The following is a 16,697-nucleotide window of genomic DNA, read 5'->3' as shown; positions in this document are numbered from 1 at the left end:
CTGGAATGATTCAGAAACCGGCACAGGCACCGCAGCGGATATTTTCATGCCAGCACAATATCCGCTGCATTCTGGCCGTATTTTGGGCCTTCCTGGCAGAATCCTGTTATCCCTGACTGGCGCCTCAAACGTACCCGGCTGACCCGCCCCAGGCGCAGCAAGCCCTGAAGCACATCAGTCTGCAGCCACCTCGGTGACCTGGCGAATCCAGTCGTCGAGGTTGTAGTAGTTGCTGACGCGGGCAATTTTGCCATTCTGAACATCAAAAAACGCCCCGGCAGGCAATACATAACGCTGGCCATTGGCGGCGGGCAAGCCATCATCCGTGAGCAGGTATTCGCCATGCACCACAAATTCAGCTGCGGCACGTTCGCCGTCGGGGCTGCTGAGAATCACAATATCTTTCAGCGTTTCCTGGTAGTGCCGGCTCATTCGCTCCATAAAGCGCGCAAAGGCTTCCTTGCCAATTTCTCGTTCGCTCTGGTTGATATCGTGGATCACATCCGCCGTCAGCAAATCCAGAAAGGTCGTCATATCGCGTTGATTAAACGCTTGGTAGTAGTTGAAAATCAGTGCTTCAGTGTGGGAACGGGTCATAGGCAGTCATTCTCATAAGTAACAGACTGACCGAGATTACTACGACTGGGACAGGCCGTGATCAGGCCTGTCATCACGAAAAAGTGTTTTTATGCCGACGGTTTTATCGGGCACGATCGATCTGTTCACACAGCACTTGAATTTCATCCAGCGCCCGTGGCGTCATGCGGTGTAACTTGTCGGCATTCGGATGAATCATTTGCTGGTTTTTCACCGCTGGAATAGTTGGCCAGCGACTCCAGTTAACCGCATCAGCGTCAATATTGCTGTTGTCGTTTGTATTGTGGCTTGGCTGGATAATGACTTCCGGAGCCGACACAATCACCTGCTCCAGACCAACACCGGGGTAATCCTGATCCAGACTGGCAAAAGGGTTGTGTGCACCGCACAGGATCAACTGTTGCTGTGGCCAGGCGTTACCCGCCACCGTGGTCAGCGGTCGCGACCAGAGTTCGTAAAACACGCGCACCGGAGCTTTACCTGCAAAGCGATGGCGTAATTGCTGCAAGCGTTGCTCATACGCCAGCGCTTGCTGCTCGGCACGCTTTTCATGGCCGGTAAGCTGGCCAAAGTGGCGCAACTCGCTGGCCACATCATCCAGTCGGGTCACTTCGGAATACACCACGGGCAGACCATAGTGCTGCAGTCGCTCCAGATCCGGCAACGGGTTCCCGGTGCCCCAGGCGATGATCAGATCCGGTTTCATTTGCAGGATTTTTTCAATCTGCAAACCAGCGTACGACCCCACTCGGGGAATGTGATTGGCCGCCTCAGGGTAGTTGGCGTATTCGGTGGTGCCGATAATCTGTTCACCGGCACCAATGGCATAAAGCAGCTCTACGATATGTGGCGCCAGCGCAATAATACGCAACCGCTGACGGTCGGCGGCCACAGCAGCGGCAGGCGTCACCGAAACAGCTTGAGGTGCTGTCCCGGCTGACATGGCGAGTGCGGTCTGCACCGCCAAGACCGTGGCCAGCCAGAGCCCGCCAATACCATGAACCAATCTCACCAATCGACTCCTTTACGGGCCTTGATACCGGCGTCAAACGCATGTTTGATCGGCTGTACTTCACTGACGGTATCGGCCAGTTCAATCAACCGGGGATGCGCATCCCGACCGGTAATCACCACGGTTTGTTCAACCGGGCGATTGGCCAGAGCGTCGAGAACCTCGTCAATATCCAGGTACTCGAAACTGAGCATATAGGTCAGTTCATCCAGCAACAGCACATGAATATCCGGGTCCGCCAGAAATACCTTGCTGGCCGCCCAGGCTTCTTGTGCCGCGGCAATGTCTTTTTCCCGATCCTGAGTATCCCAGGTAAACCCGGTCCCCATCACATGAAATGGCACCCCCAGTTGTTGTAGCAGATCTCGCTCGCCACAGGGCCAGGTGCCTTTAACGTACTGTACAACGGCTGTTTTATAGTCGTAGCCCAGTGCCCGCACAATGGTGCCAAAACCGGACGTGGACTTGCCCTTGCCATTACCGGTGATCACGATCAGTGTGCCGCGTTTTTCCTGTGCAGCCTTGACCCGTTCGGCGACGGTGGCTTGCTGTTGCTGCATTTTGGCTTTGTGTGTTGCATTTTTATCGAGTGGCTGGCTCACGGGTTGCTCCCTGATAATGGATGATGGCTGTTTTCTTGGCTGTTTTCTTGAGTGGGTACTTGGGGCCTGGATGCCGAGCTAAACGCCAGCAACGCCGGGATATCAAGATGTTCGGCACAGGCAGCGGCAATACGATCCAGCGCCTGCTCCTGTTGTTGCTGATAATCGTCAATCCGGTCAGTGCTGGCACCGGCCCAGGCCAGAATGGACTGCAAGGCAGATGGAGTATCAAAAACCCCATGCAGATAGGTTCCAGCCACCTGATCGTCGGCGCTATAACAGCCGTCCAGTTGGTTCTTGCCGGAATCCAGTTGTGCAAATGGCCGGGCCGTCGATGGCTCAAGATAATGACTCCGTCCGACGTGTATTTGATAACCGGTCACTGGCACCCGCATCGGCGGCGCTACAATCTGGTGATGATCGTCATACAACAGCAACTGGCCATGATCGTTGGTGAGGGATTTGTCCGGGAACAGTCGTGTTGTAATCGGCAGGTAACCCAGGCCTGTTGCACTGCCCGCCGGGCCTTCGACACCTTCGGGATCATGAATGGCTTCCCCTAACAGCTGATAGCCTGCACAAATACCCATCACCTTGCCGCCATATCGCAGATGGCGGGCGATATCGCCGGCCCAACGCCCCTTACGTAACAGGTCCAGTTCGGCCCGGACGTTTTTACTGCCGGGCAAAATAATCAGATCAGCGCCGGTTAATGGCTGCCCTGGCCCGACATAAGCAAAGTCTACCTGCGGGTGCTGGCGCAGCATGTCAAAATCGGTGTGATTACTGATACGCGACAGCACCGGCACACGTACCCGCAAGCGAATGTCGGTGTGATCAAGTTGCTGCTCGGTGTCAATGGCATCTTCTGCCGCAGCACCAAGGTTCATAAGGTAAGGCAAAACGCCCAGCACCGGTTTGCCCGTGCGTTGTTGCAGCCAGTCCAGGCCCGGTTGCAACAACCCGATATCTCCGCGAAACCTGTTGATCACAAAGCCCGCCACCCGCTGCTGTTCGGTCTCAGATAACAGCTCCAATGTCCCCACCAGCTGGGCAAACACGCCGCCCCGATCAATATCGGCAATAATAATCACCGGGCAGTCAACGGCTTCAGCGAACCCCATATTGGCAATATCCCGGTCGCGCAAGTTGATTTCTGCCGGACTGCCCGCCCCTTCCACCACGATCAGTTCGTACTGCTGCTGCAAGCGCTGGTGGGATGCCAGTACCGCGGTCATCGCGGTGGTCTTGTAATCGTGATAGGCCGCGGCTTCCATATCGGTAATGGCCTTGCCATGAATAATGACCTGGGCTCCGGTGTCTGAATGGGGTTTGAGCAGCACCGGATTCATATCGACATGGGGTACCAGTCGTGCGGCTTTGGCCTGGAGTGCCTGAGCCCGGCCAATTTCACCTCCGGACGCGGTCACGGCACTGTTCAGAGCCATATTTTGTGGTTTGAACGGCGCCACCGCGATACCAAGATTGTGGAAACAACGGCACAGGCCCGCCACCAGCAAGCTTTTACCGGCATCCGAGGTGGTGCCTTGCACCATCAGTGTGTCCGGGGATCGCCAGGTATGATTCAGCACGACTCACTGCCCGCAGGCAACCAGCCGATACACTCCACCACCGGTGCCACGTCAGGGTGCGGCGAAAGGCGGATACGGGTGCGACTGCCATAATGAATCGCCAGCGAGGAATACCAGTTGCCATCCCGCCAGTCGACCGGTAGCAAGTAACCCAGAATCAGGCGAATCACAGCACCGTGGCACATCACTACCACATGCTGCCCCCCATGCTGCTCCGTTATTTGCTGCCAGCCCTGTACCACCCGTTCGTACACCTGTTCGATGCGTTCGCCTCCCGGTGGTGGATTACCGGCCGGAAACTGGGCAAAGGCTTCCAGTTCGCTCCAGCCATCCGGGTTATCTTCCGGGGGACCAAACAGGGTGGTAAATGGAATACCGTCCCAATCGCCAAAATCGTACTCCCGCAACGCCGGAACAATATCCAGCGCCATTCCTTGTTGTTGCGCCCAGTGAGCAGCAAACGCCTGACATCGCTGTAGTGGAGAGCTAATGATCGCGTCTATGCTTGTATCCGCAGCAGTAATCGCGGCCAATGCCTGCTCCAGCTGCCGCCAACCGACGGGGCTGAGTGCAATATCAAAACGGCCATACAAGGCCGCCTCACCGTCCACGGCACCGTGTCGAACCAGGTCAATAATCGTATCGCCTGTTGTTATATCGGTTGTCATGCTTGCACCTCCTTTACAATCACGGGAATACCAGCCACCACCAGCGTGACCCGGTCGGCGATTGCCGCCACTGCCTGATTTAGCCAGCCTGCCTGATCGACAAACCTTCGACTGACATCGCCAGCCGGTATCACGCCCAAACCGATTTCATTGGCAATCAGCACCACATCCAACGGGCACTGTTGTAATGCCTCGGTCAACGACTGAAACAAGGCGGGGAAATCCTGCTCAGGAAAATGATAAAACTGGTTGTTTAGCCATAACGTCAGGCAGTCCACCAGCATCACACCCGGGCCGGACTGCTGCGCCAAATACTCAGGCAGCGCCAGCGGGACTTCGGCCAGCGGCCAATCCTTTCCTCGCTCCTGCTGGTGCCGCTCAATCCGATGCTGCATTTCATCGTCGAATGACGTGGCAGTGGCGACAAAATATTTGTTCACCTGTTGCCGGGCTGCCAGATCACTGGCAACAGACAGGCCGTAACGGGATTTGCCCGAGCGAGCGCCTCCCAGTATCAAATGAATCATGCCAGTTGCCCGCCATTCGCAAGGGCCAGCAAAACGCTATAAATCAGCAACTCCTGCAATTGCTGGGCAGCACCGAGGCTATCCCCCGTAAAACCGTACAGATGTTTGCTCATCCAACGTTTCAGCCACCATCGCATGACCACAACAGCAATCACCAGCACCCATGCCGACCAGAACGGCAACCACAGCAGTCCCGCCGCTCCCGTCACCAGTACCTGCATCAACAAGGCGGTGTTCATGGGTTGCGCCAGCGGATCGCTTTTACTGGTTCCCGGTGCCGATACATACGGCAAATCCTGGGCATGGGTAATCGCCATCGCCCGCGACAAGGGATAACCAATCAATAACGCCAGTAGTAATTCGCCCTGTTCTGCCAGGGCGACCAGCAACAGGTACTTGAACAGCAACGCCAACAACAGCGCACTGCTGCCATACGTGCCCAGTCGGCTGTCTTTGAGAATGCGGAGTTTGTGAGGCTGATCCAGGCCCCCATAAAAGCCATCAAAACAATCCGCCAGGCCATCTTCGTGCAAGGCACCGGTCAATAACAGGCTGGTTATCAACAGCACACATACCGCTGGAGCCATACCTAATCCGGTTTCTGCCAGCAGATACACCGGCATCAATAACAACCCCAGCAGCCACCCCACCAACGGAAAGTAACCCAAGGCACTGTGCATTCTGTCAGGGCTATATAGCAACTGACTACTCATTGGCAAACGGGTCAAAAACCCGATTGCCAACTGTAATAACTGCCAATGCTGGCGTAACTGCATCAGAAGACTCGACATCAGACCTCGACCCCGGCGCTGGCAAAGCTGGCCATCTGGTTATAAAAACCTGCTGCGGCCCGCAACAAGGGTAATGCCAAAGCGGCGCCGGTGCCTTCGCCCAGTCGCAGCCCAAGATCCAGCAAGGGGTTGGCTTCCAGGGCCTGCAGCGCCAAACGATGTGCCGGTTCCGCAGAATGATGGCAGAACACCATATAGTCCCGACAGCCGGGTTCCATCCGACAGGCCAGTAGCGCTGCAACCGTGACAATAAAGCCATCCACCAGAATGACCGTCCGTTGCGCCGCCGCCGCCAGTATGGCTCCAACGATCTGGACGATTTCAAAACCACCCACTTCCTGCAATGCAACCGCCGGACTGGCATCGGCATACGCTGCCCGAACCCGCTGCACACCCCGGCCCACCAGTTCACTCTTGAGCAACAGCTGATCATCATTAATGCCCGTCCCCCGGCCAATGACTTGCTCGACTGCCAGGTTTTCTGCCAGTGCCAGTAACGCGGAGGCGGAGCTGGTATTCCCAATACCCATCTCACCCAGCCCCAGCACATTACTGCCTTGGGCAATCACCTCGCGGGCCACGTCTGCACCCAGGTATAACGCGCGCTGGTACTGCTCTGCCGTCATGGCTGACTGGGCCGAAAAATCGGCACTACCCGGGCCAACCCGACGCCGTAACAGTGACCGATGATCAGCTTCCAGCGGCTGAATCACTCCGGCATCAATCACTTGCAAGGCCATATCACTGGATTGACAAAAGCAGTTGATAGCCGCCCCACCAGCCAGAAAATTCAGCACCATTTGTCTGGTAACAGCCTGAGGGGCAATACTGACGGGATGACGAGCAATACCATGGTCAGCAGCAAACACCAGCATGGTTGGCCGGGTGATCCGGATTTCCTCGTCGCCGCCATCCAGTTGTTGGATCTGGGCCAGTTGGGCGGCCAGTACTTCCAACGCCCCCAATGCCCCCGGAGGTTTGGTTTTCTGATCAATCCGTTGTTGTATCTGCGCCTGACCAGCCTGTCCGAGTGCTGGAATATCAAAAGAAACCGTATGCATAAATAAACGAAACTCCAGTCAGCTCTGATCAGGCCAGCCGCTGACGCATAACCAACAGAAAAAAGACGCTGCCCAAAGCAGAGGTAATAATACCGATGGGAATTTCCTGGCTGGCGACTGCCGAACGGGCAATCACATCCACCCAAACCAGAAAGGTACTGCCGAGCAACAAACAGCCTGCGATCAGCGTTCGGGTCGTAACGCCCAGCCAGCGTCGCACAATATGGGGAATCATCAGGCCAACAAAACCGATACCACCACAATACGCCACGACTGCAGCGGTCAAGGCAGCACAGATCACCAGTGCCAGCGCCCGTAGGCGTACGGCATCCACTCCCAGCGTGCGAGCGTTGTCATCCCCCAGCAACATGGCATCAAAATGACGCCCAAGCAGCAGCAGTACACCACTGCTGACCAACACCACAGGGAACAACAGCCATAATTGACTGCTTTCAACCCGCCCCAGGCTGCCCATCAGCCAGAACAGCACCTTGTTGGCAGCAAAAGGCTCACCGATAAACAGAATAAAATGGGTGAGTGAACCCAGCATCAACGAAATCGCCACCCCGCCCAACAACAACTGCTCGGAACTGCGGGCGAACGAAGTAATAGCCAGAACCTGAACCAGCATCACCGCAAACAAGGCACCACCAAACGCGGCCAACGGCAAGGCCGTGCCGACCGGCAACCAGCCCAGCAGCCAGGCCAGCAACGGCTGCTGTGACAGCATCGTACCCATCAACACGGTGACCACACTGGCCCCCAAGCCGGCACCGGCGACTACACCAAACAGATAAGGATCGGCAAGGCCGTTACGGGTTACGTTCTGTAATGAGGCACCGGCAATGGCCAATCCAGCACCAACCAATACGCCTGCAGCAACCCGCGGCAACCGCAGGTCAGTAAAGATCAATTGGTCCAGAGGATCGACCGGCAAACCGGCGAGACAACGCCAAACGGTATTAAAAGGCAGGTCGGCAGACCCAAAAAACAACGCCGCCAACGGCGACAACAACGCCACCGCGATCAGGATTATCCAGCGATATCTCATATGGCTTGATCCTGCCCCGTCGGAGCGACGGTCTGAGCCATCGGTGCTGGTGGTGAAAAATCGACCCGCAACGCTCCGGCATCGTGACGTACCGCACAAGGCAAACGAAATACCTGCTGCAAACGCCCAGGCTCCAATACCTGCGACGGTGTGCCATAAGCCACTTGTTCGCCATGATCCAATAACAACAACTGGTCGCAGTAATGTGCCGACAGATTAAGATCGTGCAAACTCATCACCACGGTCAGGCCGTTATCCCGAGCCAATTGCCCCAGCAAAGCCAGCACATCGTGCTGGTAATACACATCCAGATGATTGACCGGTTCATCGAGCACAATCAGTTCTGCCCGTTGCACCAGTGCCCGGGCAATCAAGCCGCGCTGCTGTTCACCACCAGACAAAGAGGCAAACACCTGATCGGCTTTTGTCGCCAGACCAACACGATCTAACGCTTGTTCGATACATTGGTCGTCCTCCTGGGTCTGTCGCCCCAACCAGGACTGATGCGGCAATAATCCCATGCGTACCATTTGCCGCAGGCTGAGCGCAAACACCGTATCATTAAGCTGATGCACAACAGCAATCCGCCGCGCCCGTTGACTCAAGCGGTAATCCGCGACCAATTGGTCACGCCAGCACACAGTACCGGCGCCAGACAACTGACCGGACAACGCCAGCAGCAAACTGGTTTTGCCCGCCCCGTTAGGGCCCAGCACGCCCAGTACCGAGCCACGCTTTAACGCAAAAGAGATCTGTTTCAGAATCGGCTGTTGATCAATCGTGAGCACCAGCTTATTGACCGCCAGACCGGAACAACCAACCATGGAGATATCCGACAAAAGTAAGCCGTACGAAGCAAGACCATCAACACCGTGCCGACATGTGCATCCACAGGGAAAGGAGATGGTTCGTGTCTTCCCGCACGAACAAAATTCAAGAGACTGAATCATTCATTCACCCGTGCACGACGTTAGTCGAGACAGGGCAGAGAACCATTCCAGGGAGGTATCTGACTTTTCCTGGCCCATCACGGCCACAGAATTACAGTTGCGGGTACAGTTCCGGACTCACACCGGATTCCCAATTACGTTAAGCCGCCAGAGCAGCCCAACACCTGTTTGATAGCGCAGGACTATATCAGCAAAGCAAAAACCATACGATAGCGAATCGATTCAGGGGTTCAGCCAGTTACCATCCACTTGCAGCATCACCTGTCATCACCTGCCACAGCGTTACCGCTCATTATGGCGATGCGCGTCACATCGCCTCACAGCAGTCAACACTGACATTTCATGACGCAACCGGTCATCCCGCCTTGCTTCGCCACAAACAGTCCGCGCCAATCACGGCAGGATTTCCCTGCCTTCTCAGTACAGCAACAGAAAACACCCACATCGAGACAACACCAACCAAAAAGGCGTCTTATTCTTATTATAATTCTTACTCTGTTAATTTCGATGCTGTATAAAACAGCCGGAAAAACCTGAAAATATGACAAAAACATATAAAAATTATTAAATTTTAATTAAAAACAAACAGTTGAAGCTTCTTTACAGCTACTGGTAGCAGAAAAATACCACATCACCCAAAGATAATTACAAAATCAGACCCAGCACTCATTTCGTGCAAAATTAAGCCGACTGGTGAATAATTCCACTATCCTTGTAAGCAGCAAAGGTTCTTTTGGGCATCGATACATCGCCGCTGGCAAGGTGGTTTCTGACAAGAAATCCATTGCCCAACAAGAGACACAACAAGTATCAAAATACAGTAAAGATATGTAAAAAAAGGCATTACATCCATCCTGAGAAACAACAGGGATATTCCAGCGTCTCAGGTGCATGTAACAATCCAGGCCTACTCATCCTGATGTAAAGTGATATTTTGCACCAGGGTCGGTCATGTACTAGACAAAAAATCAGACCTATACCGCCATGTTGCGATAGAAGGCAGGCCACAAAAAAAGTTAACGTTCGAAATGACCTCAGATGAAATCATTCATTGACTCAGGCCTTCGATAAGATCATTTTTTGCTGCATTGTAGAGCAATCAAACCACCTGACTGTTATTTCTCCAGGTTGGCAAACGCCAGCCCTCCTGGTAGTCAAGACCAAACGGCACATGAAGAGAATTCGCGGAGGAATTCAAATGCTTCTGATCTTCATTGTTGTGTTGATCTGGTTTTTCTGGATCAAACGACCTAAAAAGAACAACTACACCGCTAACAGAGCCAATAGTGTTGTGGCTATAACAGGCAGTCTGATCATGCTTAGCCAGAGGATGATGAAAGATCATCTGATGCTTGGCGCAGGGGTGAGTACTCGTTCGGCCCACAGCCAGCGCGATGTGAGCGTCATGCTGTTTAACCAGCGCCTGGAACAACTGAAAAAAGAAGATCACGACGAAGCGATGCAGAAGCTGTTGGCCAACACGCAGGCCATTTGGGATATCCACCAACCCCAGATTCTGGCACAGCCAGACCTCAATCTGGTTGGCAACCTGATGCAAGATAATGACCGCTTGCTCGCCCTCTGTGATGATATTGCCCGCAGCAAGGCAGAACATGAAGGCGATAACATCGCCAAAATGGCCTACCTCGCAGGCAGACAGCGTATGCTATCCCAGCGAATTGCCAGAAACTGTGTGGCTATTTACTGGGGCTATGACAACGACTGGATCCATTACGATCTCGACGCCACCATTGCGCTGTTTGATCACACCCTGCGTGAGTTGATGCATTCCCGTCTGACCACGCCACAACTGGCGGCATCGCTGGAAGCCGCTGCATCCTTCTGGATGGCATCCAAAGCGACGTTCAAACTGTTTCAGGACAGTGCCGACAAGCGTAAGGATGTGCCACATATTCAGGAAGTGACTGAAACATTACTGGTAAAGCTGGATAAGATCACCAGCCAGTATGAAGCGATTATTGTTGGGGAAGAACGCCCGGACCAGTCCTGAGCCAGCCGTTCTGAAGCCTCCATCGCGGCTCAGACCCGCATAAAAAAGCGGATAAGGGTTCTCCCTTATCCGCTTTTTTAGTTAGCCATCATACCAGCCGAGTACCTTCTTCAGCGGGACTGGGCAAGCTCTTCTGCTCTCAGCTCACGCCGGAGTATTTTACCAACATTGGTTTTTGGTAATTCAGTACGGAATTCCACATATTTAGGTACCTTGTAATTGGTCAGACGCTCTTTGCACCAGTGGCGCAAATCCGCCTCACTGAGTTCAGACTTCACCACAACAAAGACCTTGACGGCTTCTGAGCTTTTCAGATCCGGCACACCAATAGCAGCCACTTCCATCACCTCGGGGTGATCGGCAATAACATCTTCAACCTCGTTCGGATACACATTAAAGCCGGAGACAATAATCATGTCTTTCTTGCGATCCACAATACGCATATAGCCATCATCCTGGATCACGGCAATATCCCCAGTGCGCAGCCATTCGCGGGCAGGCAAACCATCAGCCCCTGGCAAAAATGCCTCATCGGTCGCCGCTTCCCGTTTCCAGTAGCCTTTCATGACCTGTGGCCCTTTAACGCACAACTCGCCCCGTTCTCCCAACGGCAACTCATGGCCATCATCATCCACGGTAATGCAGAGGGTACTCGACACCGGCATACCAATACTGCCCAGCTGGATATGTCCTGGCGGATTAAACGACACTACCGGTGACGTTTCTGTCATGCCGTAACCCTCGGCAATATCATTACCGGTGACTTTTTTCCATTGTTCGGCAGCGGTTGTGGTCAACGCCATGCCACCGGAGATCGTCAATTTAAGGCCAGAAAAATCCAGTTGCCGGAATTTTTCCTGATTACACATGGCCACAAACAGGGTATTCAAGCCCACAAACGCTGAAAACCGGTGCTGCTGCAGGGTTTTGACAAACCCTGGAATATCTCTGGGATTGGGAATCAGCAAAGAACAGTTCCCGGTTTCAAGCAGCACCATACAATGCACCGTAAAGGCGTAAATATGGTACAGCGGTAGCGGTGCTACCACCCTCTCCACCCCTTCATCCAATGCCATCACAAACAAGCCATGACACTGCAACATATTGGCGATCAGGTTTCGGTGCGTCAGCATCGCGCCTTTGGCCACCCCGGTGGTACCGCCGGTGTATTGCAGCACCGCCACATCATTGCCGGCAGACGGATACGGCTGACAAGGGCGCTTTGTACCTTTCGCCAGGGCCGCCCGCAATGTCACCGCACCGGGCAAATGATAGTCCGGCACCTGTTTCTTGACGTACTTCACCATGCCATTGATCAGCATCCGTTTTAACCCTGGATGCAAATCGGCCACTTCCGTGACAATAACGTGCTGGATCCCCGTATCACTGAGTATCTTTTCGGCCTTGTCGGCCATATTAGCCAGCACCACCAGCGCCTTGGCTCCAGAGTCGTTGAACTGGTGCTCCATTTCCCGCTCGGTGTAGAGTGGATTGGTGTTCACAACCACCAGCCCTGCCCGCATGGCACCAAAAACCACAATGGGGTACTGCAAAATATTTGGCAATTGAATGGCAATACGTTCACCAGGCTGCAAACCCAGCTCATGCTGCAGATAGCTGGCAAATTGTGCACTCAATACATCCAAGTCCTGGTAGCTCAGCGTATGTCCCAGGCACATAAAAGCAGGACGATCAGCAAATTTTTTCACAAAGCGATCAAAAAGCTCGATGACTGAATTGTATTTATCGGCATCAATCGTGCCTGGATAATTTTCCGGATAGCGTTCCTGGAAGAACTGCTCGTTCATACCGCCCCCTTACACCCCAACATTGGTTATTCTTATACGTCGTTGTCTGCTCGTTTATTTCGCGATAACGCTCAGAATGCGGAGCGCGTCATAAACAATTAGTGAGTCAGAATCTGGAATTGTAACCATCTTTTGAATTTCAGGCAAAAAACTGTTTCCCAAATCAATACTGAATTACCGATTCGATACCGTTCTGGCCCGTGGATAGTACAATATAGACAACCTGCAGCCGCCTGCACGACCATTTCGCCCCGCTTTTGATTGCCACACAATCACGAACCGGGACAACTATCGACGGAAAGGAATATTTCATGAACGATGTCAGCCCTGCGCATACTTTCAGTATAGCCAGTGATAGCGGTCAGACATTTGCTGCCCAGCTGTTTATGCCGGGCACTGAGCCAACGGCCCTGATCCAGATATATCACGGCATGGCAGAACACTGGCGCCGTTATCAACCCTTGATCCGCAAACTGGCTGCATCCGGTTACGCTGTGCTGGCACATAATCACCAAGGTCATGGAGAACGTCAGCCGCTCGGCCACCTGCCCGTCGGCCATCACCACACCAGCACCGGCTGGCAACAACTGATCAACGATGCCAACCAGGCTCGCCAGATAGCTTTGGCCACACTGCCGGAATCGACCCCGGTTATTTTGCTGGGTCACTCCATGGGATCGTTTGTGGTATTAACAACAGCGATGCACCCTGTGGAAGGTCTGGCAGGCTTGGTATTATCGGGCAGTGGTTACCCTGCACGCTGGCGCTGCCAACTGGGTTACATCGTTGCCTCTGTCATTGCACACTGGCATACCGCGGAAAAACCCTCAGCGTTACTCGGGGCACTGGCCTTTGCCGGATACAACCAGCAGATCAAACAGGCTTCTGGCCGCTGGGACTGGCTGACACGCGACGCCAACCAGCGCCAGCAATACCGTACCGATCCCTTGTGCGGCTTTGATTGCAGCGCCGGCTTCTGGCAAAACCTGTTCACCGCTCTGACAAACATCACCCGGGAGAACGCACTGGCATCGATCCCACCGCAGCTGCCTGTCTTATTGTTATCTGGCGATCAGGACCCGGTCGGTCAATATGGCCGAGGTATCCGAGCGCTCGACCATGCCTTACATCGCAGCGGCCATGATCAGATCAGCACGCTGTTATACCCTGGCGGACGCCATGAAATGCTGAATGAAACCAATGCCGGGCAAGTGCAGTCTGACCTGCTGGCATGGCTACAAAACCACTTGGGTTGATCCACTCTACCGGGATCAACAGCAGTAAGTGATCCTGATCAATAGCATGGCAAATGACCTGTGAATGGTGCATTGAGCGCTGGATTTCACGTTACACTCTTGCCGTCCACTTATATTCCAACGACCAGAACTGGTCATTTTTCACCTCTGACATCGGATGTATATCATGGAAACCATCACCAATCGCACCTACGAAGAACTGAACATCGGCGACAGCTGCCAGCGCACCCACACCATTGATGAGCGCGATCTGCAGCTGTTTGCCATCGTCTCTGGTGACCACAACCCTCTCCACCTTGATCCGGTTTTTGCCGCGACCACCCAGTTCAAAGGCCAAATCGCCCACGGCATGTACTCCGGCGCTCTGATTTCAGCTGCTTTGGGAATGGAACTGCCAGGGCCAGGCACAATTTATCTGGGCCAGAATGCCCAGTTCAAACGCCCGATCATGATTGGAGATACCGTCACCGTGACACTGAGGGTAAAAGAAAAGCGGGATCGTAACCAGGTTGTTATCGACACCACCATCACCAACCAGAATGATAAAGCGGTCGTAACCGGAGAAGCTTTTATCCTGGCTCCAAGCGAAAAAATGACCATCGACATGCCGGATCTGCCAGAAATCACCATCACCCAGCCAGCTGGCAAATAGTGGGTTATTGATTTGACCGACCGCCAGTAACAGGCGGTCGCTCTGCATCGGCATACCACACAGGTCCGGTATGCCTTTGCAGAGCACTTAGCCCCATAGCCCCAATCCCGGGCAACAAACAAATAATCGCAGAACAAGCAAAACAAGAACTTCAAAACCAGCACCAGAAAGATAACGGTATAATTCCGATTTTTACTGTACCAGCTCCGCCTGTTGTTGTTGCACAACCTGAAGATAACTGGCCAAACGCTGATGCTCCTCTGCCAGGTACACCAACAAACTCAGATACACGTGTCGCTGTGACAGTTGATAGTAGTAATCTGCCTGTGACTGATAGGCCGCCTGCCTGCCACGCAACAGGGTCTCATCCTCCAGCCCTTCGCCATTGTCTTCACTGACCTTCTCAGTGCGGCTGTCATCTGCCGCTCCGGCCACCAATACCCGAGCGTCAGGCACCAGCCGCTGTGTTACCTCTGCCAGGGCTGCCAGGCGTGTTCGCAACCCCTGCGACTCCTGACGATCGACCCAGGCTGCACGCAACGTCTGGGACCGTACAGCCTGGTTCAAATAACGGAGCGGCAGACTCTGGCAGTGCCTACTGTCATGACGCCCAGCAGCAATCAATCCGGCTGCCGGACACCCCACAAACGCACGAAAACGTTCATCCGCTTCGGCGCTGTCCGGCATCATTCCTTGTCCCAACCAGTGCTGTAACAATTGCTCCAGACGTTCGGGGTGCTGCCATTGCCGCACAGCGTCAATATGCTGCTGTAATCGCAAGGATAACGCCTGCAACAACACCGGCCGCATCGACGCTCCCCCCATGGTATTCAGCACCTGCAACTGCAACATCGCCTGATCCAGATGGAACAGATCCAGTCTGGCCGGATCTGCGACCCATCCAGTCGTGGTGGCAGAGAGCGCTTGCAACCAATCCCTGCTGCCACTGGCAAGCGGCAGCAAAGGCTGCACCACCCTTAACACCAGAGCCGTCACATACCAGGGAGAATCCAGGGGAATCCGCTGCGACAACCTCTCCATTTCGACCGTCTCACCGGCTTGCCACTGCGCCATCCACACCATGACTTGCACAGAAGCCATCAGATTGGATGTCTCACGCTCCGTCACTCCGCCAGCATCCGCCAGTGCCTGCTGCAAAGTCTGCAGCAGAAACACCTGTAATTCCGGTTTGACGCCCAGCTGTCTCGCAGCCAGGATCACATCCAGTCGGGCCAGCAGGCCCAAGCCAAACTGGCCCTCTGCCAGGTCGCCGTGGGTAATCGCCATTCCTGATGACACATCCATGGCATCACTCAGGCTATCCGGCTGGCCTTCCGCCAGTAGAAACCGGACACGGGCATATTGCGCCAGCCGCTGCAGCGGTGGAGTTAACCGGGGACCTTGCGCCAACAGGCTATCGCTGGCGGCTTGTAGCTGCTTATCCTTTCCTTGGTACAACATCATCAGGATTTCATCGGTAACGGCCTGCTGTTGTCTGGCATCCAGTGGCCGGATTGAGTCTGCCTGGCACGAAGCATAACCACAGCAACCGACCAGCAGCACGCCAATCATCCCGGCAAACGACCGCTTCAGAGACGCAATCCATAACGTTAAAAACAATGGCCATCGGCCGTGTCTGTTCATAAGCAGCCTAGTCTGAGGTATCCGTTCGGAGAATCATAAACTGCACTTCAACTCTGATTACCTGACCCGCATATCGGGGCTGGAACAGCACGCTGCTCATGGATTGCCCGGCGGCTTCTGCGAAGGATTCGCCACTGGATTCAATCAGCCGCAACAGGCCAACCTGGCCGTTTGACAGAATCGTAAACTCAATGACAACCCGCCCCTCTTTGCCACGTCTGAATTCCTTGTCGGGGTAGTGAGGCAAAATGCGAATGGCCGGCTGAATATCACCAGCAAACAGCATACGTACAATGCCACGGGTTTCAGGCCCGGCCGTCGGCACTTCAAAACCGGATCGACTGCTGACCGTCGTGGTCATGCAACCCGCCAAAGCACTACTTCCTGCCAGGATAACCAACAGAGTCAGAATCGCTGTTATACGCTCTGAATACCTAACCATCACTTGCACCTGCCACTCCCGTTATCTGTTACT

At 54.1% G+C, this 16,697-nt stretch carries 16 protein-coding genes and 1 riboswitch; of the genes, 3 read left to right on the top strand and 13 right to left on the bottom strand.

Annotation, left to right across the window (positions count from 1 at the left end; translation table 11 throughout):
• Positions 1 to 174: 174 nt before the first annotated feature.
• From Q4551_RS01795 to Q4551_RS01750, 10 genes are all read right to left on the bottom strand, one after another.
• The gene (locus Q4551_RS01795) at positions 175 to 597 is read right to left on the bottom strand and encodes a ketosteroid isomerase-related protein (protein ID WP_303431440.1); all 423 of its coding nucleotides are present in this window, start codon (positions 595 to 597) and stop codon (positions 175 to 177) included.
• A 103-nt stretch (positions 598 to 700) separates the two neighbouring features.
• Positions 701 to 1,609: a cobalamin-binding protein gene (locus Q4551_RS01790; protein ID WP_303431439.1), complete on the bottom strand. Its 909-nt coding sequence runs from the start codon at positions 1,607 to 1,609 to the stop codon at positions 701 to 703.
• The gene (gene cobO, locus Q4551_RS01785) at positions 1,606 to 2,211 is read right to left on the bottom strand and encodes a cob(I)yrinic acid a,c-diamide adenosyltransferase (protein ID WP_368501351.1); all 606 of its coding nucleotides are present in this window, start codon (positions 2,209 to 2,211) and stop codon (positions 1,606 to 1,608) included. Before cobO ends, Q4551_RS01790 begins: the two co-directional genes overlap by 4 nt.
• Positions 2,208 to 3,767, bottom strand: coding sequence for a cobyric acid synthase (locus Q4551_RS01780; protein ID WP_303431713.1), 1,560 nt, complete (start codon positions 3,765 to 3,767; stop codon positions 2,208 to 2,210). Before Q4551_RS01780 ends, cobO begins: the two co-directional genes overlap by 4 nt.
• Before the next feature lie 29 nt (positions 3,768 to 3,796).
• Positions 3,797 to 4,471 carry a histidine phosphatase family protein gene (locus tag Q4551_RS01775; protein WP_303431437.1) on the bottom strand — a complete coding sequence of 225 codons (675 nt, stop codon included), beginning with the start codon at positions 4,469 to 4,471 and terminating at the stop codon, positions 3,797 to 3,799.
• Positions 4,468 to 4,998 carry a bifunctional adenosylcobinamide kinase/adenosylcobinamide-phosphate guanylyltransferase gene (gene cobU / locus Q4551_RS01770; RefSeq protein ID WP_303431435.1) on the bottom strand — a complete coding sequence of 177 codons (531 nt, stop codon included), beginning with the start codon at positions 4,996 to 4,998 and terminating at the stop codon, positions 4,468 to 4,470. The genes Q4551_RS01775 and cobU overlap by 4 nt, the downstream gene beginning before the upstream one ends.
• Positions 4,995 to 5,789, bottom strand: a complete 795-nt coding sequence (cobS, locus tag Q4551_RS01765) for an adenosylcobinamide-GDP ribazoletransferase (protein WP_303431434.1) — start codon at positions 5,787 to 5,789, stop codon at positions 4,995 to 4,997. Before cobS ends, cobU begins: the two co-directional genes overlap by 4 nt.
• Positions 5,789 to 6,850, bottom strand: coding sequence for a nicotinate-nucleotide--dimethylbenzimidazole phosphoribosyltransferase (cobT, locus tag Q4551_RS01760; RefSeq protein WP_303431433.1), 1,062 nt, complete (start codon positions 6,848 to 6,850; stop codon positions 5,789 to 5,791). The genes cobS and cobT overlap by 1 nt, the downstream gene beginning before the upstream one ends.
• Before the next feature lie 28 nt (positions 6,851 to 6,878).
• The gene (locus Q4551_RS01755) at positions 6,879 to 7,901 is read right to left on the bottom strand and encodes an iron ABC transporter permease (protein WP_303431432.1); all 1,023 of its coding nucleotides are present in this window, start codon (positions 7,899 to 7,901) and stop codon (positions 6,879 to 6,881) included.
• Entirely contained in the window at positions 7,898 to 8,725 is an 828-nt protein-coding gene (locus tag Q4551_RS01750; protein ID WP_303431431.1) for an ABC transporter ATP-binding protein, read from the bottom strand. Before Q4551_RS01750 ends, Q4551_RS01755 begins: the two co-directional genes overlap by 4 nt.
• A 158-nt stretch (positions 8,726 to 8,883) precedes the next feature.
• Positions 8,884 to 9,034, bottom strand: a riboswitch (cobalamin riboswitch).
• Positions 9,035 to 10,049: 1,015 nt separating this feature from the next.
• Here Q4551_RS01750 and Q4551_RS01745 point away from each other — a divergent pair.
• The gene (locus tag Q4551_RS01745; RefSeq protein WP_303431430.1) at positions 10,050 to 10,862 is read left to right on the top strand and encodes a type IV pili methyl-accepting chemotaxis transducer N-terminal domain-containing protein; all 813 of its coding nucleotides are present in this window, start codon (positions 10,050 to 10,052) and stop codon (positions 10,860 to 10,862) included.
• Positions 10,863 to 10,972: 110 nt separating this feature from the next.
• Here the strand turns inward: Q4551_RS01745 and Q4551_RS01740 are convergent, their stop codons facing one another.
• Positions 10,973 to 12,670 (bottom strand): AMP-binding protein, encoded by a 1,698-nt coding sequence (locus Q4551_RS01740; protein WP_303431429.1) that lies wholly within the window; start codon positions 12,668 to 12,670, stop codon positions 10,973 to 10,975.
• A gap of 311 nt (positions 12,671 to 12,981) precedes the next feature.
• Between Q4551_RS01740 and Q4551_RS01735 the strand changes: the two genes are divergently transcribed.
• Both Q4551_RS01735 and Q4551_RS01730 read left to right on the top strand, forming a co-directional pair.
• On the top strand, positions 12,982 to 13,926 hold the full coding sequence (locus Q4551_RS01735; RefSeq protein ID WP_303431427.1) for an alpha/beta fold hydrolase: 945 nt from the start codon (positions 12,982 to 12,984) through the stop codon (positions 13,924 to 13,926).
• Between the two features lie 166 nt (positions 13,927 to 14,092).
• Positions 14,093 to 14,578, top strand: coding sequence for a MaoC/PaaZ C-terminal domain-containing protein (locus Q4551_RS01730; protein ID WP_303431426.1), 486 nt, complete (start codon positions 14,093 to 14,095; stop codon positions 14,576 to 14,578).
• A gap of 192 nt (positions 14,579 to 14,770) precedes the next feature.
• Here the strand turns inward: Q4551_RS01730 and Q4551_RS01725 are convergent, their stop codons facing one another.
• On the bottom strand, positions 14,771 to 16,222 hold the full coding sequence (locus Q4551_RS01725) for a hypothetical protein (RefSeq protein ID WP_303431425.1): 1,452 nt from the start codon (positions 16,220 to 16,222) through the stop codon (positions 14,771 to 14,773).
• Between the two features lie 7 nt (positions 16,223 to 16,229).
• Complete coding sequence (locus Q4551_RS01720) at positions 16,230 to 16,664, bottom strand: energy transducer TonB (protein WP_303431423.1); 435 nt, start codon at positions 16,662 to 16,664, stop codon at positions 16,230 to 16,232.
• Positions 16,665 to 16,697: the final 33 nt, after the last annotated feature.

The sequence above is a fragment of the Oceanobacter sp. 5_MG-2023 genome (assembly GCF_030548165.1).
In the GTDB taxonomy this organism is placed as follows: Bacteria; Pseudomonadota; Gammaproteobacteria; order Pseudomonadales; family Oceanobacteraceae; genus Oceanobacter.
This window is presented reverse-complemented; position numbering and strand designations above follow the sequence as displayed.

Excerpts from the sequence above, each read along its gene's own strand:
- Q4551_RS01795 (WP_303431440.1), bottom strand. The coding sequence starts at position 597 with ATGACCCGTTCCCACACTGAAGCACTGATTTTCAACTACTACCAAGCG.
- Q4551_RS01780 (WP_303431713.1), bottom strand. The coding sequence starts at position 3,767 with ATGGTGCAAGGCACCACCTCGGATGCCGGTAAAAGCTTGCTGGTGGCG.
- Q4551_RS01775 (WP_303431437.1), bottom strand. The coding sequence starts at position 4,471 with ATGACAACCGATATAACAACAGGCGATACGATTATTGACCTGGTTCGA.
- cobU (WP_303431435.1), bottom strand. The coding sequence starts at position 4,998 with ATGATTCATTTGATACTGGGAGGCGCTCGCTCGGGCAAATCCCGTTAC.
- cobS (WP_303431434.1), bottom strand. The coding sequence starts at position 5,789 with ATGTCGAGTCTTCTGATGCAGTTACGCCAGCATTGGCAGTTATTACAG.
- cobT (WP_303431433.1), bottom strand. The coding sequence starts at position 6,850 with ATGCATACGGTTTCTTTTGATATTCCAGCACTCGGACAGGCTGGTCAG.
- Q4551_RS01755 (WP_303431432.1), bottom strand. The coding sequence starts at position 7,901 with ATGAGATATCGCTGGATAATCCTGATCGCGGTGGCGTTGTTGTCGCCG.
- Q4551_RS01750 (WP_303431431.1), bottom strand. The coding sequence starts at position 8,725 with ATGGTTGGTTGTTCCGGTCTGGCGGTCAATAAGCTGGTGCTCACGATT.
- Q4551_RS01745 (WP_303431430.1), top strand. The coding sequence starts at position 10,050 with ATGCTTCTGATCTTCATTGTTGTGTTGATCTGGTTTTTCTGGATCAAA.
- Q4551_RS01740 (WP_303431429.1), bottom strand. The coding sequence starts at position 12,670 with ATGAACGAGCAGTTCTTCCAGGAACGCTATCCGGAAAATTATCCAGGC.
- Q4551_RS01735 (WP_303431427.1), top strand. The coding sequence starts at position 12,982 with ATGAACGATGTCAGCCCTGCGCATACTTTCAGTATAGCCAGTGATAGC.
- Q4551_RS01730 (WP_303431426.1), top strand. The coding sequence starts at position 14,093 with ATGGAAACCATCACCAATCGCACCTACGAAGAACTGAACATCGGCGAC.
- Q4551_RS01725 (WP_303431425.1), bottom strand. The coding sequence starts at position 16,222 with ATGAACAGACACGGCCGATGGCCATTGTTTTTAACGTTATGGATTGCG.
- Q4551_RS01720 (WP_303431423.1), bottom strand. The coding sequence starts at position 16,664 with ATGGTTAGGTATTCAGAGCGTATAACAGCGATTCTGACTCTGTTGGTT.